Source organism: Streptomyces sp. R302, from assembly GCF_012927245.1.
In the GTDB taxonomy this organism is placed as follows: domain Bacteria; phylum Actinomycetota; class Actinomycetes; order Streptomycetales; family Streptomycetaceae; genus Streptomyces.
The window spans coordinates 698916-717812 of the sequence record NZ_JABBGE010000003.1 but is presented as its reverse complement, the minus strand read 5'-3'; the positions used below and the strand labels follow the sequence as shown (position 1 = coordinate 717812).

The following is an 18897-nucleotide window of genomic DNA, read 5'->3' as shown; positions in this document are numbered from 1 at the left end:
AGCGGAACCGTTCGCGGCGCGGGCGGCGTCTTGGGGGGCGTGCAGCGTCAAGGTTCGGGCGGGAACGCCGCCGTGGTCGTCCGCGTGATCGGGTCCGTGCTCCTGGTCGCGCATCTGCTGCTCGTCGCCTGGGTCGGCCTGCTCCCACGGGACGTGGCCTGGGTGAACGCCCCGAACACGGTGCCGCTGGCCGGGCTCCGGGCCGATCTGGCGCTGGGGCCCGCCGAGGCGGCCCGGCTGATCGCGGAGGGACTGCTGCTGCTCGCCCCGCTGGGGGTACTGCTCCCGATGTGCGAGGGGCGGCTCGACGTCTCGGGGTGGGGTTCGCTGATCCGGACGACGGCGGCGGGGGCGCTGGTGTCGTTGGCCCTGGAGCTGCTGCAGACGGCGGTGCCGGGGCAGGTCGTGGACGTGGACTCGGTGCTCCTGAACACCCTCGGGGTGGCGCTCGCGCATCTCCTGGTGGTGCCGACGGCACGGAGCCGGATGCGGCGCCGGCGGGCCTCCCGGGAGGGGCGCCCTCAGGGGCGTGCCGTGACCGGGAACGAGCGGGCTCAGGGTCGTACCCCGAGGATTCCCAGGGTTCCGATCGCCCGCTAGTCCGACGTCGAAGGGCGGGCCCGGGCGGCACCATGGAGTCATCGGGAGGCCCGACGGAGCGGCCGCCCGGATCCGACGAAGGAGCCCACCATGGCCGCACTTGTCCGCCCCCGTGAAGGCCGGATGATCGGCGGGGTGTGCGCGGCGCTCGCCCGGCGCTTCGGCACCTCCGCCCCGACGATGCGGGTGATCTTCCTGGCCTCGTGCCTGCTGCCCGGCCCGCAGTTCCTCCTCTACCTGGCGCTCTGGCTACTGCTGCCGAGCGAGTCGCGGACGAAGGCGGCGGCCTGGTAGCCGTACGACGCGCGATTCCGCCGCACGCCGAAGGGGCGCGGACCCGGATGGACCGGGTGCGCGCCCCTTCGGCGTGAGGTGGTGCGGTCAGCCGATCGGCAGGCCGCCGGCGCCGAGCGGGAGGCCGCCGAGGAGGCCGCCGAGCGGGGTGGCGCCGAGGGCGCCGGTGGCGGCGTCGGTCGGCAGGTTCTGGGTGGCCTGGCCGGCCGCCTCGGGGAGGGTCTTGACGCCCTGGTCGAGGCCCTGGCCGAGGGCGCCCTGGCCGGCGGCGAGGGACTCGCCGGCGCCGTCGGGGAGCTGGGTGAGGCCGTCGCCCAGCGGGGCGACCTGGCCCACGGTGGACAGGGCGTCCAGGCCGTCCAGCGGGGCCGCGGAGGCCGTGCCGGCGGCGGCAGCGGCGAAAGCGGCACCGAGGGCGGCGACACCGAGCGTCTTGGCGGCAGACTGCTTCATCTGAAAATCATCCTTGGCTTGGGAGGGCTGAGCTTCGGGCCATCAGGAGAACAAATCCGGAACAGAGGAATCCGGACATGCAGAGCAGCTCCGCAAACTAACCGCCCCGCCTCCGCTCCGCAAACACCGGAAAGCCGCCGGGTGTCGTGCGCCCCGGCGGCTTTCCGGCCCCTCCATCCCGCCCTTCTCAGCCCTCCTGGGCGGAAGAAGCGCTGGTCGTGGCGGTCTGCCGGAAAAGCCACTCGGATTTCAGTTCGGCATATCCGGGCTTGATCACGTCGTTGATCATGGCCAGTCGTTCATCGAAAGGAATGAACGCTGATTTCATCGCATTGACGGTGAACCACTGGAGATCGTCGAGCGTGTACTCGAAAGCGTCGACCAGGAGCTCGAATTCACGGCTCATGCTGGTGCCGCTCATCAGCCGGTTGTCGGTGTTCACCGTCGCCCGGAAGTGGAGCTTGCGGAGCAGCCCGATGGGGTGCTCCGCGTACGAGGCGGCGGCGCCGGTCTGGAGGTTGGAGGTGGGGCACATCTCCAGCGGGATCCGCTTGTCGCGGACGTACGCGGCGAGGCGGCCGAGCCGCACCGAGCCGTCCTCGCCCACCTCGATGTCGTCGATGATCCGGACGCCGTGGCCGAGCCGGTCGGCGCCGCACCACTGGAGCGCCTGCCAGATCGAGGGCAGGCCGAAGGCCTCGCCGGCGTGGATGGTGAAGTGGTTGTTCTCCCGCTTGAGGTACTCGAAGGCGTCGAGGTGGCGGGTGGGCGGGAAGCCGGCCTCGGCGCCCGCGATGTCGAAGCCGACGACGCCGTCGTCCCGGTAGCGGTTGGCGAGCTCGGCGATCTCCAGCGCGCGGGCCGCGTGCCGCATCGCGGTGAGCAGGGCGCCGACCCGGATCCGGTGGCCGGCCTCGCGGGCCCGCCGCTCGCCCTCCCGGAAGCCCTCGTTGACCGCCTCGACGACCTCCTCCAGGGTCAGCCCGGCCTCCAGGTGCTGCTCGGGGGCGTACCGCACCTCGGCGTAGACGACGCCGTCCTCGGCCAGGTCCACGGCGCACTCGGCGGCGACGCGGAAGAGCGCCTCGCGGGTCTGCATGACGGCGCAGGTGTGCGCGAAGGTCTCCAGATACCGCTCCAGGGAGCCGGAGTCGGCGGCCTCGCGGAACCAGATGCCGAGCTTGTCGGGTTCGGTCTCGGGCAGCTTCGCGTAGCCCTGCTCCCGGGCGAGTTCGATGATCGTGCCGGGGCGCAGTCCGCCGTCGAGGTGGTCGTGGAGCAGCACCTTCGGGGCACGGCGGATCTGGTCCGCGGTGGGGACGTGGGATGTCTGGCTCGTCATTGCCGCACTCTAGCCCCTACGCGCGTAGAACGCGCCCTGTCGGCGCCGGAGATGACCCGGCTTTCTCGCGTGCGCGGCCGGCCCCCGGCTGCCTACGCTGACCGCATGAGCAGCAGCACCACGTCCGGCCCGGCCGCCGCGACCGCCGCCGTCGATCCGGCCGAACTCCGGCGCGTCCACGGCTTCGTGTCCGCCTTCACCCGGCGGCAGGCCGCCCGGACCGTCGACTTCCCCGGCGGATTCGCCGCGCTCGACGACGCCTACGCCCTGTCGCACGGCAACAACCACCTCCTCGTGGACGGGCCGACCGACCCCGAGGCCCTGCCAGGGCGCGCCGAGGAGCTCCTCGCGCACCTGTCGCACCGGACCGTGTACGTGCTCGACGGACCGGACGCGGAGGCGTGCGCGGAAGCGCTGGTCAGGGCCGGGTACGACCGCGCGACCGTCCTGCTCATGCGGTACGGCGGGCCGGTGCCGGAACTCGGCGGGGCGCGGGAGGTGGACCTGCCCGCCCTGAAGGGGCCGGCCGCCGAGAGCTGGCGACGGTTCCTGCCGGAAGCCGGGGACGAGGTGGTCCGGGACCTGGTCGAGCGGCGGGCGGCCCGCCTCCGGGGCGCGCCCGACGTCCGCTTCCTCGCCTCGCACGACGAGTGGGGCGAGGTGGCGTCCTGGGCGGACCTGTACCTGGACCCGGCCTCGGGCGTCGCCCAGATCGAGGACCTGGTCACGGCCGCCGCCCACCTGGGGCAGGGCCACGCCGGGGTGGTCCTCGACTCGGCGCTGCGCCTCGCCGCCGACGCGGGCTGCGCCACCGTCTTCCTCACCGCGCTCGCGGACGACTGGCCGAGCCGCTGGTACGAACGGCGCGGCTTCGTCCCCGTCTCCGCCGTGCACTGCTTCGAACGCGCATAGACCGGAGGGAAGTTCGCCCCGACGGCGATACGTAACAGAGACCGCGCGTACGACTGCCGTACACCTCCGCTTCTGAGACTGTTCTGTCATGGCGCAGTACGCACTCGTGGGGACTGCCGACGGCCGGGGACCCCGGCTCGGTCGGCCTGTCGGGGTTTCGCGGTCCGCGGCGGCGGTGGGGGGCGTGGCGCTGCTCCTCCCGGACGGCGAGCCGGTCTCCGGCCGCCGCGCGTCGGCCCGTTCGCACGCGGCCGTGCTGCCGCTCGGGCGTGAACTCGCCCGCGCGGGACGGCCGGAGGGCCTGGTCCCGCAGGTGGTGCGGTACCGGGGGCGGGGCTGGAACGGCACCGACGCGGAGCTCGCGGCGGACGCCTCCTGGGCGGTCGCCGAGGCGGTACGCCGCTACGGCGACGTCCCGGTCTGCCTGATCGGCCACGGCATGGGCGCCCGCGCGGCGCTGCGGGCGGCCGGGCACCCGGCGGTCGGCGCGGTCCTGGCGCTCGCGCCCTGGCTGCCGGAGGACGACGTGGCCGCCGAACCCGAGCCCGTACGGCAGCTGGTGGGGCGGCGGGTGCTCATCGTGCACGGCACGAACGACACCCGCACCGATCCCGAGCTGTCCTTCCGCTTCGCGGTCCGCGCCAAGAAGGCGAACCGCGAGACCTGCCGCTTCGAGGTGCACACGGACGGGCACGGGCTGCGCCAGTACGCCGACGAGGTCCGGGCGCTCGCCGCCGACTTCGTCCTCGGCGCGCTCTTCGCCCGCCCGGTCACCCGGCCCCTGACGGACGCGATGGCGGCCCCGCCGCCGATCGGCCTCCGGATGCCCCTGGCGGCCGGCTTCGGGTCCGGTTCACGCCGGTCCTGAGTCCTCCGGCGGCGGCTGGGATCCCTTCGGGAGGAGGTGGCCGCGGCGGCCGAGGAGGAACTTCTTGAAGGCGGCCACCGGGGGTGTGTCCGGGTGGCCGTCCAGCCAGGCCACGCCGATCTCGCGGACCGCGCGCGGTGCGGTCACGGTGAGTTCGACGACGCCGGGGCGGGCCACGGCCGGGGGCGGCAGGAGCGCCACGCCGAGGCCGGCCGCCACCAGGCCGCGCAGGGTCTCGGCCTCCTCGCCCTCGAAGGCGACCCGGGGCGTGAACCCGGCCTCCGCGCACAGGTCGTCGGTGATGCGGCGGAGCCCGTAACCGGGTTCGAGGGTCACGAAGGTCTCCTCGGCGGCCTCGGCGAGCCGGATGCGGCGGCGGCCGGCGAGGCGGTGGTCGTCGGGGACGACGAGCCGCAGCCGCTGCTCGTCGAGCCGGCGGCCGACCAGGTCGGGGGCGTCCGGCACCGGGGAGGTGAGGCAGAGGTCCAGTTCGCCGGCTCGGAGGCGTTCGATCATCGCCTCGCCGTAGTTCTGGACGAGGGTGAAGCGGACCCGGGGATGATCCACCCGGAAGGCCCGGATCAGCGCCGGGACGGTCTCCGAGCCCATGGTGTGCAGGAAGCCGAAGGCGACCCGGCCCGCGGTGGGGTCGGCGTCGGCCCGTACGGTGTCGGCGGCCCGCTCGACCTCGGCGAGGGCCCGCTCGGCGGCGGTGAGGAAGCGGCGGCCGGCCGGGGTGAGCGCCACGGTCCGGCCGCGCCGGGCGAACAGCGCGACGCCCAGGTCCGCTTCGAGCCTGACCATCGCCCGCGACAGCGTCGACTGGGGCACGCTCAGCTCGGCCGCCGCCCGGGTCACGTGCTCGTGCCGGGCGACCGCGGCGAAGTACGCGAGCCGCGGAGCCAGTACCGGCCCCATGTCTTCTTCGTAACTGTTCGGTGACAGCCACGGCTGTGACCTGTGCTCATGCGCCACGGGAACGATTACAGCAGATCCATGCATTGGACGCATGAAACGGAGCGTCCTAAGTTCGAGGCATGCCTTCCGCCAGTACCAAGGCGGACGCCGCCACCCCCGCGTCCGCCGACACCGCAGCCGACACCGCAGCCGACACCCGCCTCGCCCCCGGCACCTCCGACCACCGCCGGATGAGCCTCGCGCTCTTCGCCGCCGGACTCGCCGCCTTCGCGCTCCTCTACTCCACCCAGGCCCTCCTCCCGGCGATCTCCGCCGAGTTCGGCGCGAGCGCCTCGGCCGCCTCCTGGACCGTCTCCGCCGCGACCGGCGCGCTCGCCCTGTGCGTGCTGCCGCTCAGCGCGCTGTCGGAGCGCTTCGGCCGGCGCACGATGATGACCGCCTCCCTGACGGTCGCGGTCGGCGTGGCGCTCCTGGTGCCGTTCGCGCCGAGCCTGGAGGTGCTGATCGCGCTGCGGGCGCTGCAGGGCGCGGCGCTGGCCGGACTGCCGGCCTCGGCGATGGCGTACCTGGCCGAGGAGGTACGGCCCCGGGCACTGATCGGCGCCATCGGCCTCTTCGTCGCGGGCAACTCGATCGGCGGCATGAGCGGCCGGATCGTCACCGGCTGGGTGGCGCAGCTGTGGGGCTGGCGGGCCGGTCTGGCGGCCGTCGGTCTGACCTCGCTGCTGTGCGCGCTCGCCTTCCGTGCGCTGCTGCCGAAGGCCCGCCACTTCACCCCGGGCACGCTGAACCCGAAGGCGCTCGCCGCCACGGTGAAGGGGCACCTGGCGGACCCGCTGCTGATGCGTCTGTACGGGATCGGCGCGCTGTTCATGACGGTCTTCGGGGCCGTGTACACGGTGATCGGCTACCGGCTCACGGAGGCGCCGTTCTCGCTGCCGCAGGGCGTGGTCGGCTCGATCTTCCTGGTCTACCTGGTGGGTACGGTCTCCTCGGCGGCGGCCGGGAAGCTGGTCGGCCGGCTCGGCCGGCGCGGGGCGCTATACCTGGCGGTCTCCACGACCACGGCGGGGCTGCTGCTCTCGCTCTCCGGCTCCCTCGCGGCGGTCCTCGCGGGCCTGGTCCTCATCACGGCCGGCTTCTTCGCGGGCCACGCGGTGGCGTCCTCCGCGGTGAGCCGGACCGCGAAGACGGGCCGCGCCCAGGCCTCGGCGCTGTACCAGTCCGCGTACTACCTGGGCTCCAGCGCGGGCGGCACGCTCGGCGCGGTCGCCTTCCACGCGGGCGGCTGGGCCGGGACCGTCGGCATCGGCCTGGTGGCGGTGCTCGGCGTCGTCTCGATCACCCTGTACGGCTCGCACAGCGCGCGCGTCGAGGCCCGCCGGATCCGTCCGGTGACGGCCTGAGCGCGCCCGTGTGACCGTACGGTCACAGGCCCGGTCCGGGTGCAACCGGCCCGCTCCCCCGACCGTCCCATATTTCAGGACTCTAGGGGGAGTTGACGATCATGAACCGATTCGCGTACCGGGCGGGGAAGAGAGCCGGCATAGCCGCCGGCCTCACCTCGCTGCTCGTGCCGGCCGCCCTCGTGCTGGGCGCCTCGCCGGCCCAGGCCGCGTCGTGCAACGTGACGACGGGGCCGTACCAGAAGCAGGTCGAGAAGTTCCTCGGCCGCACCGTCGACGGACGCCAGTCGTCCGCCGACTGCAAGGCGATCCAGGCCTTCCAGCGCAAGCACGGCATCACCCCGACCGTGGGCTACGCGGGCCCGATCACCTGGCGCACGATGAACACGATGATCCAGCAGAAGGCGGCCGGGAAGAACCCGAACAAGGCCGGCAAGTGCCCGACCAACAAGGGCCGGATCGCCTGCGTGGACCTCACCCGCCAGCTCAGCTGGATCCAGGACGGCTCCCGCCTCAAGTACGGCCCGGTGCCGGTGCGCACCGGCAAGGACGGCACCGAGACCCGTACCGGGTCGAAGAAGATCTACTGGCGGAACATCAACCACTGGTCGACGATCTACCACGTCTCCATGCCGTACTCGCAGTTCTTCGACGGCGGCCAGGCCTTCCACTCGACGACCAAGTCCATGTGGAACCCGCCCGGTTCCGGCGGCTGCGTCAACATGCGGCCGGCCGACGCCAAGGCGTACTGGAACCTCCTGCGCAACGGCGACGACGTCTACGTGTACGGCCGCAAGCCGGGAACGTGACCCGGCTGTCGGCGCGCTGCGGTAGCTTCGCTCTCACCGGTGCCGAACGCCGGCGCCGGTGAGGGGTGAGTGGGGACGCGATGGGTGAGACCGCCGTGGTGACGACCGAGGAACTCGACAAGTACCGGCGCGAGCTGACCGGTTACTGCTACCGGATGCTGGGGTCCTCCTTCGAGGCGGAGGACGCGGTGCAGGACACGATGGTGCGGGCCTGGAAGGCGCTCGACTCCTTCGAGGGGCGGTCGTCGCTGCGGTCCTGGCTCTACCGGATCGCCACCAACGTCTGCCTCGACGCGCTCAACGCGGGGAACAAGCGGGCGCGGCCCATGGACCTGTCCGGGCCGACGCCGGTGGCGCAGGCGCAGCTCGTGAAGCAGCCGGAGATCACCTGGCTGGAGCCGGTCCCGGACGGGCGGGTGCTGCCCACCGCCGGCGACCCGGCGGAGGCGGCGCTGCACCGGGAGACCGTGCGGCTCGCGTTCGTCGCCGCGCTCCAGCACCTGGCGCCGAAGCAGCGGGCCGTGCTGATCCTGCGCGAGGTTCTCGCGTGGAAGGCGGCCGAGGTCGCCGAACTGCTCGACACCTCGGTCGCCTCGGTGAACAGCGCGCTCCAGCGGGCCCGGGCGACCATCGCCGAGCAGGCCCCCGCCGAGTCCGACGCGGCGAACCCGCTCGACGAGGAGCAGCAGGCGCTCCTGGAGCGGTACGTGGCGGCGTTCGAGGGCTACGACATGAAGGCCCTGACCGCGCTCCTCCACGAGGACGCGACCATGACCATGCCGCCGTTCGACCTCTGGCTCCGGGGTCACGACGACATCGTGGGCTGGATGCTGGGCGTCGGCGACGTGTGCCGCGGCTCGAAGCTGGTGCCGACGGTCGCCAACGGCTCGCCGGCCTTCGCGCACTACCACCCGGACCCGGAGGGCGGTTACAGCCCGTGGGCGCTGATCGTCCTGGAGCTGCGGGACGGCAAGGTGGCCGGGATGGACTTCTTCCTGGACACCCCGCGCTGGTTCCCGCTCTTCGACCTGCCGGAGCGGCTGGAGGCGTAGTCCTTCACAGGACCTCGTCGAGGCCGGTGAGGCGGAGCAGGGCCGTGAGCTCGGGCCCTGCTCCCTGGAAGGTCAGCCGGTGGCCGTGGCGGCGGGCGGTGAGCGCGAGCCGGGCCAGGGCGTCGACGGCCGCGAGGCCGTGCGCCCCGGCGTCGACCAGGCACCGCGCCTCCCCCGGCGGCGCGGCGGCCAGCTCGGCGCAGAGCCGGGCGACCTCCTCGCGGGTGGGGCGGGCGGGGAGGCTCATGACGAGGGGCTGACTGGTGTCCACGTGGGGGTGACCGTCGGGACGGGCGGAACTCATCGCGCTAGGCTCGCGATCATGACTTCTCACCCCGTCGAACTGGTGATCTTCGACTGTGACGGCGTTCTGGTCGACAGCGAGCGGCTCTACTGCCGGGTGGACCGGGAGGTCTTCGCGGAGCTGGGCGCCGAGTTCACCGAGGCGGAGGTGGTGGAGCACTTCGTGGGATCCCCGCACGAGATCTGGACGGCCCTCGTGGAGGAGCGCCGGGGCCGCCCGCTGGAGCCGGGCTGGCAGGAGCCGTACCGGGTCCGCTACGAGACGGTGCTGGACGCCGAGCTGACGGCGGTGGAGGGGGTCACGGAGGTCCTGGACGCGCTGGCGGTGCCGTACTGCCTCGCCTCCAACGGCAGCCACGCCGAGATCCGCCGCAACCTGACGCGCACCGGGCTGCTCGACCGCTTCGAAGGCCGCGTCTTCAGCGCCCGCGACGTCGCCCGGGGCAAGCCGGCCCCGGACCTCTTCCTGCACGCCGCGGCCTCGATGGGCGTCCCGCCGGAGCGGTGCGCGGTGGTGGAGGACAGCCCGTACGGCGTCCGCGCGGCGCGGGCGGCGGGGATGCGGGCGTACGGCTACACGGGGGGTCTGACTCCGGCCCACCGTCTGGAGGGGGCGGGAACGGTGGTCTTCGAGGACATGCGGGAGCTGGCGGGGTTGCTGGGGGTCAACTAGCCGATGGGGAAGACGCTGGTGTCGAGCATGAGGTCGAAGGGGGCGGGGAGGTGGATCTCCTCGCCGAACCTCACCTTCTGGAGCTCCTTGTAGACGTCACTCGGCTCCCCGTAGAGCGTGACCGTGGGGCCCGCAGGCCCAAAACGGTCGATGAGGAGGTAGAGCGGCACCTTCGCTTCCGCGTAGGCAGCCGCCTTGTTGAGCCGGTCATAGCTGGCGTTGGACAGCGACGTGACCTCGACGACCAGCTCAGCAGCAGTGAGCGGTGCGGATTCACCGCCTTCCAGCTCGTCCATGATCCGTTCCGGGATGACGAGGAGGTCCGGGACGTACAGGCGCCCCCGCGAGGGGTGGGCGACCCCTTGCGTCTCGTAGACCCCCCAGTCGTCGGGAACCACGGTGTACAGCCTGCGATGAACCTTCTCGACGATGCGGTTATGGGCTGCGGCAGGCGGTGGTGTCACAACAATGATCCCATCGATGATCTCCACCTTGCTGCCCTCAGGCCAGTCCGACTCCTCCCAGAAGCGGACAAGTTCGTCCCAGTGTGGGCCCGGAGCGGGATCGGCGGGGAGTGCACTCATGGCGGTCTCCTTCATCGGTCGTGCCACCGGTCCCAGCATGCCGAACGGGACCGGCGCAGGTCCACCGGTCCCGTTCGCCCGAAAGGGCCACTGGCACATGCCGCGCAGGCTTTAGGCGATGCGGTCCAGGACGATCGGGGTCGGCTGGAAGTCCGTGCCCTCGGGGGCGATGTCCCAGGCGGCGTCCAGGGACTTCAGGGCGTAGTCGAACTTCTCCGGCGTGTCCGTGTGGAGGGTGAGGAGCGGCTGGCCGGCGGTGACCGTGTCGCCGGGCTTGGCGTGGAGTTCGACGCCCGCGCCCGCCTGCACCGGGTCCTCCTTGCGGGCGCGGCCGGCGCCGAGGCGCCAGGCGGCGATGCCGATGTCGTACGCGTCGAGGCGGGTCAGGACGCCGGAGGCGGGGGCCGTGACGACGTGCTGCTCGCGGGCGACCGGGAGGGCCGCGTCCGGGTCGCCGCCCTGCGCCGCGATCATCCGGCGCCAGTGGTCCATCGCGGAGCCGTCCTTGAGGGCCTTCGCCGGGTCGGCGTCCTTGATGCCGGCCGCGGCGAGCATCTCGGCGGCGAGGGCGACCGTCAGGTCGACGACGTCCTTCGGGCCGCCGCCGGCGAGGACCTCGACGGACTCGCGGACCTCCAGGGCGTTGCCGGCCGTCAGGCCGAGCGGGGTCGACATGTCGGTGAGGAGCGCGACCGTCTTCACGCCGCTGTCGGTGCCGAGCGCGACCATGGTGGAGGCCAGCTCGCGGGCGTCCTCGATGGTCTTCATGAAGGCGCCGGTGCCGACCTTGACGTCGAGGACGAGGGAGCCGGTGCCCTCGGCGATCTTCTTCGACATGATGGAGCTGGCGATGAGCGGGATCGCCTCGACCGTGCCGGTCACGTCGCGGAGCGCGTACAGCTTCTTGTCCGCGGGGGCCAGGCCGTCGCCCGCCGCGCAGATGACCGCGCCGGTGGTGTCGAGGACGTGCAGCATCTCCTCGTTGGAGAGCAGGGCGCGCCAGCCGGGGATGGACTCCAGCTTGTCGAGGGTGCCGCCGGTGTGGCCGAGGCCGCGGCCGGAGAGCTGCGGGACGGCCGCGCCGCAGGCGGCGACGAGCGGGGCGAGCGGGAGGGTGATCTTGTCGCCGACGCCGCCGGTGGAGTGCTTGTCGGCGGTCGGGCGGGAGAGCGCGTCGAAGTTCATGCGCTCGCCGGAGGCGATCATGGCCGCCGTCCAGCGGGCGATCTCGTCGCGGTTCATGCCGTTGAGCAGGATGGCCATCGCCAGGGCGGACATCTGCTCGTCGGCGACCGCGCCCCGGGTGTAGGCGTCGATGACCCAGTCGATCTGCTCGGGGCTCAGCTCGCCCTTGTCCCGCTTGGTGCGGATGACGGAGATGACGTCCATGTCGTGGTGCCTCTTTCTACGCGCATAGAGGGGGGTACGGAAGGAGCGGCCCTTCCATCGTGCCGGAAGGGCCGCTCCGGTGTGCTACTTGGCGAGGTGGCCGGGGCCGAACGCCTGCGGCAGCATCTCCGCCAGGGTGAGGAACCCGGCGGGCGTCTCCAGGACGAGCTCGGGACCGCCGAACTCGTACAGGAGCTGCCGGCACCGGCCGCAGGGGACGAGCGACTCGCCCCGGCCGTCCACGCAGACGAAGTGGGTGAGCCGGCCGCCGCCGGTGGCCTGGAGCTGCGAGACCAGGCCGCACTCGGCGCAGAGGCCGAGCCCGAAGGAGGCGTTCTCGACGTTGCAGCCGGAGACCGTCCGGCCGTCGTCGACGCGGGCGGCCGCGCCGACCGGGAAGCCCGAGTACGGGGCGTAGGCGCGGGCCATCGCGGCCCGGGCCTCCACCCGCAGGGCCTCCCAGTCGGGCTCGCCGGCGGGCGTCGTCACTTGCCCTGGCCCTTCCGGTACGGCAGGCCGTCCGCCTTCGGCATCCTCAGCCGCTGTGCCGACAGGGCGAGCACGAGCAGGGTGGTGACGTACGGGGCGGCGTCGACGAACTGGCTCGGGACCTCGTCGGTGAACGCGTACCAGAGGAAGAAGCCGACCGCGAAGACGGCGGAGACCACGGCGGGCACGTACCGCTTCTTGTACAGCTGCCAGGCGGCGGCGAGCACGAGGAGGATCGCGACGAGCAGCAGCAGCGCGTGGACGTTCTCGGCGCCACCGCGGATCTTGAGGCTGTCGGTGAAGCCGAAGAGGCCCGCGCCGAGCGCCATGCCGCCGGGCATCCAGTTGCCGAAGATCATCGCGGCGAGACCGATGTAACCGCGGCCGCCGGTCTGGCCCTCCTGGTAGATGCCGGTGGAGACGATCGCCAGGAACGCGCCGCCGAGACCGGCGAGGGCGCCGGAGATGACGACCGCGATGTACTTGTACTTGTAGACGTTGACGCCGAGGGACTCGGCGGCGACCGGGTTCTCGCCGCAGGAGCGGAGCCGCAGGCCGAAGGCCGTGCGCCACAGCACCCACCAGGTGGCCGGGATCAGCAGGATCGCGACGATGGTCAGCAGCGACAGCTCGGTGACCAGGCCGCCGAGGATGCCGGCCAGGTCGGAGATCAGGAACCAGTGCTTCTGCTGGAGGTCGGCCAGCCAGTCGGACAGCCCCGGGATGGTGATGTCCGTGATCGGGTCGATGCGCGGGGACTGCTTGGAGGAGCCGCCCTCGGCCTCGCCGAACGTGAAGTTCGACAGGTACATCGTGAAGCCGGCCGCGAGGATGTTGATCGCCACACCGGAGACGATGTGGTTCACGTTGAACGTGACCGTGATGATCGCGTGCAGCAGACCGCCGAGCGCGCCGCCGAGCAGACCGAGCAGGACGCCCGCCCAGGGGCCCCACTGGTAGCCGGCCCAGGCACCGAACCAGGTGCCGAGGATCATCATGCCTTCGAGGCCGATGTTGACCACGCCCGCGCGCTCGGCCCACAGGCCGCCGAGGCCTGCCATGCCGATCGGGACGGCGAGCCGGAGCGCACCGGAGACCTGGCCGACGGAGGTCAGGTCGTTCGCGCCGGAGACGACGCGGACGAGGGAGAAGAGGACAAGGCCGGCCGCGACGATCAGCAGGATCCACGGCCAGGTGAGCTTGCGGCGCCCGGTCTTCTTCGGTGCGGCGCTCGGCTTGGCGGCGGTGGCGGTGCTCATGCCGAGACCTCCTTGTCGGTCTTGAGGGCACCACCGGCGGCGAGCTCCTCGCCGACCTTCTGCTGCTGGCGGCGGGTGCCGTAACGGCGGACGAGTTCGTAGGAGACGACCACGGCGATCACGATGATGCCCTGCATGATCTGCGTGATCTCCTTCGGGTAGCCGTAGACGTCGAGGTTCGAGGACGCCTTGTCGAGGAACGCGAAGAGCAGGGCCGCGAAGAGGATGCCGACCGGGTTGTTGCGGCCGAGGAGCGCGATCGTGATCGCGGTGAAGCCGACGCCGACCGGGAAGGAGAGGCTGTACGTGTGGGTGTCGCCGAGCAGCGTCGGCATGCCGGAGAGGCCGGCGAGACCACCGGAGATGAGCATCGAGGTGAGGATCATCCGCTTGGCGTCGACGCCGCTGGCCTGGGCCGCCGACTCGCTCTCGCCGGTGGCGCGCAGGTCGAAGCCGAAGCGGGTGCGGTTGAGGACGAACCAGTACACGACGCCGAGGGCGAGGGCGACGAAGGTGAAGCCGTAGATCTCGCCGTTGCCCTGGCCCATGTCGATGCCGGGGAACCAGCCGGACTCGGCGATCTCACCGGTGGTGAGGTCGTTGGAGCCCTCCGGCTGGACGCCGAAGTTGGCCGGCAGGATCAGCCAGGCGATCAGGGAGGTCGCGATGGCGTTCAGCATGATCGTCGAGACGACCTCGGAGACGCCGCGGGTGGTCTTCAGGATGCCGGCGATGCCGGCCCAGAAGGCACCGGTGAGGATCGCGACGACCACGATCAGCAGGATGTGCAGCGGGCCGGGCAGCTCGACCGCGGCGCCGACCACGGCCGAGACCATCGCGGCGAGGCGGTACTGGCCGTCGACGCCGATGTTGAAGAGGTTCATCCGGAAGCCGATGGCGACGGCCAGGGCTGCCAGGTAGTAGATCCCCGTCTGGTTGACGATCAGGACCTGGATGTCCGAGTAGCCGGTGTTGTCGATCATCAGCCGGATCGGCTCGATCGGGTCGAGACCCGTCGCGAGCAGCACCAGCATGGTGAGCACGAACGAGGTGACGAGCGCGAGCACCGGGCCGGCGGCCCCGATGATCAGCTTGTCCTTGTCGATCTTCATCATCGGGCGTCACCGTCTTCGGACTGCTCGGACTGCTCGGGCTGCTCTTCGCCGCCTTCGAGGTGGCCGCTGGCCGCGCCGGTCATGGCGGAGCCCAGCTGCTCGGGGGTGATGGTGGCGGGGTCCGCGTCCGCGACGAGCTTGCCGCGGTACATGACCCGGAGGGTGTCGGAGAGGCCGATCAGCTCGTCGAGGTCGGCGGAGATCAGCAGGACGGCCAGGCCCTCGCGGCGGGCTTCCCGGATCGCGTCCCAGATCTGCGCCTGCGCGCCGACGTCCACACCGCGGGTGGGGTGGGCGGCGATCAGGAACTTGGGGTTGTGGCTCATCTCGCGGCCGACGATCAGCTTCTGCTGGTTGCCGCCGGAGAGGGAGGCCGCGGTCACGTCGATGCCCGGGGTGCGGACGTCGTACTCGCGGACGATCCGCTCGGTGTCCTGGCGGGCGGCCTTCGGGTCGAGGATGCCGCGCTTGGAGTTGGGCGCCTCGGTGACGTGGCCGAGGATCCGGTTCTCCCAGAGCGGGGCCTCCAGGAGCAGGCCGTGGCGGTGGCGGTCCTCGGGGATGTAGCCGATGCCGCCCTCGCGGCGCTTGCGCACCGGGAGCGCCGAGATGTCCGCGCCGTCCAGGCTGATGGCGCCGGCGTCGGGCGAGCGCAGGCCCATCAGGGCCTCGATCAGCTCCGTCTGGCCGTTGCCCTCCACGCCCGCGATGCCGAGGATCTCGCCCTTGTGGATGGTGAGCGAGATGTCGTCGAGGAGCTTGCGGCCGACCGCGACCTCCTCGTGCACCGTCACGGCGGCGGCCGGGTCGGCGGGGGCGGCGGTGGTCAGCGGGGCGCCGGTGCCGCCGGACTCCAGCAGGGTCAGGTTCTTCACCTGGAGCATGGCGACGTCGGTGACGGTCGACTCGCGGGTCTCCGGGGAGGGCAGCTCGCTGCCGACCATCAGCTCGGCGAGCTGCTTGGTGGTGGCGGTCCTGGGGTCGGCGGTGCCGACGGTGGTGCCGCGCCGGATGACGGTGATGTCGTCGGCGACCTTCAGGACCTCGCCCAGCTTGTGCGAGATGAAGATGACGGTGAGGCCCTCGGCCTTGAGCTCGCGCAGGTTGTCGAAGAGCGCGTCGACCTCCTGCGGGACGAGCACGGCGGTCGGCTCGTCGAGGATGAGGATCTTGGCACCGCGGTAGAGCACCTTGAGGATCTCGACGCGCTGCCGGTCGGCGACACCGAGGTCCTCGACGAGGGCGTCGGGGCGGACACCGAGGCCGTACGCGTCGGAGATCTCCTGGATCTTCCTGCGGGCCTTGGCGCCGATCCCGTACAGCTTCTCGCCGCCGAGGACGACGTTCTCCAGGACGGTGAGGTTGTCGGCGAGCATGAAGTGCTGGTGCACCATGCCGATGCCGCGCGCGATGGCGTCACCGGGGCTGGAGAAGCTGACCTGCTCCCCGTCGATGGCGATGGTGCCCTCGTCCGGCTTCTGCATGCCGTAGAGGATCTTCATGAGGGTCGACTTGCCGGCGCCGTTCTCGCCGATCAGAGCATGGACCGTGCCCTTGCGGACGGTGATCGCGATGTCCTTGTTGGCGACGACGCCGGGGAAGCGCTTGGTGATGCCGTGGAGTTCCACGGCAGGGGGGCTGGACGCGTTGATGACGCACTCTCCTTGGCCGAAAGGAGTGGGAGCGGAGGGCAGGGCGGGGCGAAGTTATCGTGCCGGTGCGACATCTACACGCGTAGCGCTGCCGGAAAGTGAAAACCCGTACGGGAATGGGCCCGGGGCCCGGTCCTGGTGGGAGTCCCACCGGGGCCGGGCCCGCGGGCAACTGGTCGTGCCGCGCGCCTTACGGGGCGGTCTTGACCGTGATCTTGCCGTCGATGATGTCCTGCTTCGCCTTGTTGACCGCGGCGATGAGGTCCGTCATCTCCTTGTACTTCGGGTTCGAGTCGGCCAGGCCGACACCGTCGGTGGCGAGGCCGTAGCGGACCTCACCGGTCTGCGGCTTGCCGTCCTCGACCGACTTGATCAGGTTGTAGACGGAGTCGGAGACGTCCTTGGTGACCGAGGTCAGGATCGAGTCCTTGTACGCGGCGAGACCGGCCTGGTTGTACTGGTCGGAGTCGACGCCGATGGACCACTTGCCGGCCTTGGAGGCGGCCTCGATCGCACCGGAGCCGGCGAGACCGGCGGCGGCGTAGATGACGTCGGCGCCCTTGTCGAGCTGGCCCTGGGCGGCGGCCTTGCCGAGGTCGGGCTTGGCGAAGCCGTCGAAGTTCGGCGGCTGGGTCAGGTACTGGGTGAGCACCTTCGCCTTGGGGTTGGTGTCCTTGACGCCCTGGACGTAGCCCGCCTCGAACTTCTTGATCAGCGGGACCTCGACACCGCCGATGAAGCCGACCGTGCCGGACTTGGACGCCTTGGCGGCGGCGACGCCGGCCAGGTAGGAGCCCTGCTCCTCGTTGAAGACGAGGTTGGCGATGTTCTCGCCGGTCACCGAGGTGTCGTCGATGATGCCGAAGGTCGTCTTCGGGAACTGCGCCGCGACCTTCTTGATGGCCGGGGCGTAGGCGAAGCCGACGCCGATGACCGGGTTGTTGCCGGCGCGGGCCAGCGAGGTGAGGCGCTGCACCTTGTCGGCGTCGCTCTCACCGGAGGACGGCTCGGCCTCGGCGCCCTTGACGCCGAGGTCGTCCTCGGCCTTCTTCAGACCCGCGTAGGCGGCGTCGTTGAAGGACTGGTCGCCGCGGCCGCCGATGTCGTACGCGATGGCGGCCTTGGCCGTCGAGTCGGAGGTCGAGTTACCGGAGCCGCCCTCGGAAGAGGACTTGCCACAGGCGGTGACGGAAAGCGCGAGCGCCGCGGAGGCGATGCCCACGGTGGTGATCCTGGTGATCCGGCGCAAGAGGAGGGTCCCTTCAAGACTGACCGAAAGCGCCTCTTCCGGCGCTGGCTTTGCGGCGATCGTAACGCGCGTAGATGTCAGTTAAAGACCCGTTCATGAGTCGTTACCGTATCGACGCGAACCCACGGGCCACAGTACCCGTACACGCTTCGCGATCAAGGCGCAACCCCGTGTCATCAGCCGAGATGAAGACGCCGCCCCCTCGCCTGGCGGGAGGGGGCGGCGCGGGGGCGTACCGGTGTCAGCGGGTGCCGTCGCCGTCGATGAGGGCGGCGGCGGTGAAGAGCTCCACGGCGGTCTGGACGCACCGCTCGTCGACGTCGAAGTCGCCCGCGTGCAGGTCGCGGACGTGGGGGTCGCCGGGGGTGCGGACGCCGAGCCGGGCCATCGCGCCGGGCACGTGCTCCAGGTACCAGGAGAAGTCCTCGCCGCCGAGGCTCTGCTCGGTGTCCTCGACCGAGTCGAGGCCGCGACGGGCGGTCATGGCGTCCCGGAGCAGCTCCACGACGACCGGGTCGTTGACGACCGGGGGGACGCCGCGGACGTAGTTCACGGTGGACTTGGCCCGGTGCAGGGCGGCGATCTCGTCGACGGCGGCGTGCACCAGGTCGGGCGCGTCGTGCCAGGCGGGCAGGTCGAGGCAGCGGACGGTGCCGGAGAGCTCGGCGTGCTGCGGGATGACGTTGGGCGCGTGACCGGCCTCGATCCGGCCCCAGGTGACGGAGAGTCCGGAGCGGGCGTCGACCCGGCGGGCGAGGACGGCGGGCACGTCGGTGGCGATCCGGGCGGCGGCGGTCACCAGGTCGGTGGTGAGGTGCGGGCGGGCGGTGTGGCCGCCGGGGCCGTCGAGGGTGATCTCCAGGCGGTCGCAGGCGGAGGTGATGGGGCCGGTGCGGATGCCGATCTTCCCGACGTCGACCTTCGGGTCGCAGTGGACGGCGATGATCCGGCCGACGCCGTCGAGGACGCCGGCCGCGACCGCGTCGGCCGCGCCGCCGGGCAGCACCTCCTCGGCGGGCTGGAAGATCAGCCGCACCGGGCGCGGCAGCCGGCCCTCGCGCGCCAGCTCGGCGAGGACGAGCCCGGCGCCGAGGACGGTGGTGGTGTGCACGTCGTGGCCGCAGGCGTGGGCGCGGTTGGGGACGGTGGAGCGGTACGCGACGGTCTTGGCGTCCGGGATCGGCAGGGCGTCGAGGTCGGCGCGGACGGCGAGCATGGGGCGCCCGCCGTCCCAGCTGCCGATGTCACAGGTGAGCCCCGTGCCGCCCGGGAGGACGCGCGGCGCCAGGCCGGCCGCCTCCAGGCGGGCCTTGAGCGCGGCGGTGGTACGGAACTCCTGGTTGCCGAGCTCGGGGTGCATGTGCAAGTCCCTGCGGAAGGCGACGAGTTCGCCGCGCAGGGAGGAAGACAGCGTTCCGGGCAGGGTGACGGATCCGGGCTCACGGGACTTCAACTGGTTCACCCTTTGAAGCGTAGGCCCATCCGGTGATCAACTGCCTGTCGATCTCGAAAAGTTCAGCCCGTTAGGGT

The 18897-nt window shown here is 71.8% G+C and carries 20 protein-coding genes; 8 read left to right on the top strand and 12 right to left on the bottom strand.

Annotation, left to right across the window (positions count from 1 at the left end):
- Positions 1 to 39: 39 nt before the first annotated feature.
- Positions 40 to 600 carry a VanZ family protein gene (locus HHL19_RS13125; protein ID WP_169088878.1) on the top strand — a complete coding sequence of 187 codons (561 nt, stop codon included), beginning with the start codon at positions 40 to 42 and terminating at the stop codon, positions 598 to 600.
- Positions 601 to 690: 90 nt separating this feature from the next.
- The gene (locus HHL19_RS13120) at positions 691 to 894 is read left to right on the top strand and encodes a PspC domain-containing protein (protein WP_169088876.1); all 204 of its coding nucleotides are present in this window, start codon (positions 691 to 693) and stop codon (positions 892 to 894) included.
- Between the two features lie 87 nt (positions 895 to 981).
- On the opposite strand, the gene HHL19_RS13115 is transcribed toward HHL19_RS13120, so the two are convergent.
- Positions 982 to 1347, bottom strand: a complete 366-nt coding sequence (locus HHL19_RS13115; RefSeq protein ID WP_169088874.1) for a hypothetical protein — start codon at positions 1345 to 1347, stop codon at positions 982 to 984.
- Positions 1348 to 1534: 187 nt separating this feature from the next.
- Entirely contained in the window at positions 1535 to 2689 is a 1155-nt protein-coding gene (locus HHL19_RS13110; RefSeq protein WP_169088872.1) for an adenosine deaminase, read from the bottom strand.
- 105 nt (positions 2690 to 2794) lie between these two features.
- Between HHL19_RS13110 and HHL19_RS13105 the strand changes: the two genes are divergently transcribed.
- Together HHL19_RS13105 and HHL19_RS13100 are read left to right on the top strand one after the other, a co-directional pair.
- Positions 2795 to 3601, top strand: coding sequence for a GNAT family N-acetyltransferase (locus tag HHL19_RS13105; protein WP_206324759.1), 807 nt, complete (start codon positions 2795 to 2797; stop codon positions 3599 to 3601).
- Positions 3602 to 3689: 88 nt separating this feature from the next.
- A complete protein-coding gene (locus tag HHL19_RS13100) occupies positions 3690 to 4469 on the top strand; it encodes an alpha/beta hydrolase (protein WP_169088870.1) in 780 nt (259 codons plus the stop codon).
- Here HHL19_RS13100 and HHL19_RS13095 read toward each other — a convergent pair.
- Positions 4455 to 5444, bottom strand: coding sequence for a LysR family transcriptional regulator (locus tag HHL19_RS13095; RefSeq protein WP_169088869.1), 990 nt, complete (start codon positions 5442 to 5444; stop codon positions 4455 to 4457). The two genes, HHL19_RS13100 and HHL19_RS13095, sit on opposite strands and share 15 nt — an antisense overlap.
- Positions 5445 to 5506: 62 nt before the next feature.
- On the opposite strand from HHL19_RS13095, the gene HHL19_RS13090 reads away from it, so the two are divergent.
- The 3 genes from HHL19_RS13090 (at position 5507) to HHL19_RS13080 (ending at position 8654) form a co-directional block, all read left to right on the top strand.
- The gene (locus HHL19_RS13090; protein ID WP_169088867.1) at positions 5507 to 6793 is read left to right on the top strand and encodes an MFS transporter; all 1287 of its coding nucleotides are present in this window, start codon (positions 5507 to 5509) and stop codon (positions 6791 to 6793) included.
- A gap of 101 nt (positions 6794 to 6894) precedes the next feature.
- A complete protein-coding gene (locus tag HHL19_RS13085) occupies positions 6895 to 7602 on the top strand; it encodes a L,D-transpeptidase (protein WP_169088865.1) in 708 nt (235 codons plus the stop codon).
- Positions 7603 to 7682: 80 nt separating this feature from the next.
- The gene (locus HHL19_RS13080) at positions 7683 to 8654 is read left to right on the top strand and encodes a sigma-70 family RNA polymerase sigma factor (protein WP_169088863.1); all 972 of its coding nucleotides are present in this window, start codon (positions 7683 to 7685) and stop codon (positions 8652 to 8654) included.
- Positions 8655 to 8658: 4 nt separating this feature from the next.
- On the opposite strand, the gene HHL19_RS13075 is transcribed toward HHL19_RS13080, so the two are convergent.
- On the bottom strand, positions 8659 to 8958 hold the full coding sequence (locus HHL19_RS13075) for an STAS domain-containing protein (protein ID WP_240981539.1): 300 nt from the start codon (positions 8956 to 8958) through the stop codon (positions 8659 to 8661).
- A gap of 18 nt (positions 8959 to 8976) precedes the next feature.
- On the opposite strand from HHL19_RS13075, the gene HHL19_RS13070 reads away from it, so the two are divergent.
- Positions 8977 to 9630 (top strand): HAD family hydrolase, encoded by a 654-nt coding sequence (locus HHL19_RS13070; protein WP_169088861.1) that lies wholly within the window; start codon positions 8977 to 8979, stop codon positions 9628 to 9630.
- Here HHL19_RS13070 and HHL19_RS13065 read toward each other — a convergent pair.
- The 8 genes from HHL19_RS13065 to HHL19_RS13030 form a co-directional block, all read right to left on the bottom strand.
- On the bottom strand, positions 9627 to 10214 hold the full coding sequence (locus tag HHL19_RS13065) for a Uma2 family endonuclease (protein WP_169088859.1): 588 nt from the start codon (positions 10212 to 10214) through the stop codon (positions 9627 to 9629). The two genes, HHL19_RS13070 and HHL19_RS13065, sit on opposite strands and share 4 nt — an antisense overlap.
- A 111-nt stretch (positions 10215 to 10325) precedes the next feature.
- Positions 10326 to 11603, bottom strand: a complete 1278-nt coding sequence (locus HHL19_RS13060) for a thymidine phosphorylase (protein WP_169088857.1) — start codon at positions 11601 to 11603, stop codon at positions 10326 to 10328.
- Positions 11604 to 11687: 84 nt separating this feature from the next.
- Positions 11688 to 12092 (bottom strand): cytidine deaminase, encoded by a 405-nt coding sequence (locus HHL19_RS13055; RefSeq protein WP_169088855.1) that lies wholly within the window; start codon positions 12090 to 12092, stop codon positions 11688 to 11690.
- Positions 12089 to 13351: an ABC transporter permease gene (locus tag HHL19_RS13050; protein WP_169088852.1), complete on the bottom strand. Its 1263-nt coding sequence runs from the start codon at positions 13349 to 13351 to the stop codon at positions 12089 to 12091. The genes HHL19_RS13055 and HHL19_RS13050 overlap by 4 nt, the downstream gene beginning before the upstream one ends.
- Entirely contained in the window at positions 13348 to 14466 is a 1119-nt protein-coding gene (locus tag HHL19_RS13045) for an ABC transporter permease (protein WP_169088850.1), read from the bottom strand. Before HHL19_RS13045 ends, HHL19_RS13050 begins: the two co-directional genes overlap by 4 nt.
- Complete coding sequence (locus HHL19_RS13040) at positions 14463 to 16118, bottom strand: ABC transporter ATP-binding protein (RefSeq protein ID WP_346768303.1); 1656 nt, start codon at positions 16116 to 16118, stop codon at positions 14463 to 14465. The genes HHL19_RS13045 and HHL19_RS13040 overlap by 4 nt, the downstream gene beginning before the upstream one ends.
- 190 nt (positions 16119 to 16308) lie before the next feature.
- Positions 16309 to 17367 (bottom strand): BMP family ABC transporter substrate-binding protein, encoded by a 1059-nt coding sequence (locus HHL19_RS13035; RefSeq protein ID WP_169088846.1) that lies wholly within the window; start codon positions 17365 to 17367, stop codon positions 16309 to 16311.
- A gap of 241 nt (positions 17368 to 17608) precedes the next feature.
- The gene (locus tag HHL19_RS13030; protein ID WP_169088844.1) at positions 17609 to 18829 is read right to left on the bottom strand and encodes an amidohydrolase; all 1221 of its coding nucleotides are present in this window, start codon (positions 18827 to 18829) and stop codon (positions 17609 to 17611) included.
- Positions 18830 to 18897: the final 68 nt, after the last annotated feature.

Coding starts and splice junctions, on each gene's coding strand:
- HHL19_RS13120 (WP_169088876.1), top strand. CDS start 691: ATGGCCGCACTTGTCCGCCCCCGTGAAGGCCGGATGATCGGCGGGGTG.
- HHL19_RS13115 (WP_169088874.1), bottom strand. CDS start 1,347: ATGAAGCAGTCTGCCGCCAAGACGCTCGGTGTCGCCGCCCTCGGTGCC.
- HHL19_RS13110 (WP_169088872.1), bottom strand. CDS start 2,689: ATGACGAGCCAGACATCCCACGTCCCCACCGCGGACCAGATCCGCCGT.
- HHL19_RS13105 (WP_206324759.1), top strand. CDS start 2,795: ATGAGCAGCAGCACCACGTCCGGCCCGGCCGCCGCGACCGCCGCCGTC.
- HHL19_RS13100 (WP_169088870.1), top strand. CDS start 3,690: ATGGCGCAGTACGCACTCGTGGGGACTGCCGACGGCCGGGGACCCCGG.
- HHL19_RS13090 (WP_169088867.1), top strand. CDS start 5,507: ATGCCTTCCGCCAGTACCAAGGCGGACGCCGCCACCCCCGCGTCCGCC.
- HHL19_RS13085 (WP_169088865.1), top strand. CDS start 6,895: ATGAACCGATTCGCGTACCGGGCGGGGAAGAGAGCCGGCATAGCCGCC.
- HHL19_RS13080 (WP_169088863.1), top strand. CDS start 7,683: ATGGGTGAGACCGCCGTGGTGACGACCGAGGAACTCGACAAGTACCGG.
- HHL19_RS13075 (WP_240981539.1), bottom strand. CDS start 8,958: ATGAGTTCCGCCCGTCCCGACGGTCACCCCCACGTGGACACCAGTCAG.
- HHL19_RS13070 (WP_169088861.1), top strand. CDS start 8,977: ATGACTTCTCACCCCGTCGAACTGGTGATCTTCGACTGTGACGGCGTT.
- HHL19_RS13065 (WP_169088859.1), bottom strand. CDS start 10,214: ATGAGTGCACTCCCCGCCGATCCCGCTCCGGGCCCACACTGGGACGAA.
- HHL19_RS13060 (WP_169088857.1), bottom strand. CDS start 11,603: ATGGACGTCATCTCCGTCATCCGCACCAAGCGGGACAAGGGCGAGCTG.
- HHL19_RS13050 (WP_169088852.1), bottom strand. CDS start 13,351: ATGAGCACCGCCACCGCCGCCAAGCCGAGCGCCGCACCGAAGAAGACC.
- HHL19_RS13045 (WP_169088850.1), bottom strand. CDS start 14,466: ATGATGAAGATCGACAAGGACAAGCTGATCATCGGGGCCGCCGGCCCG.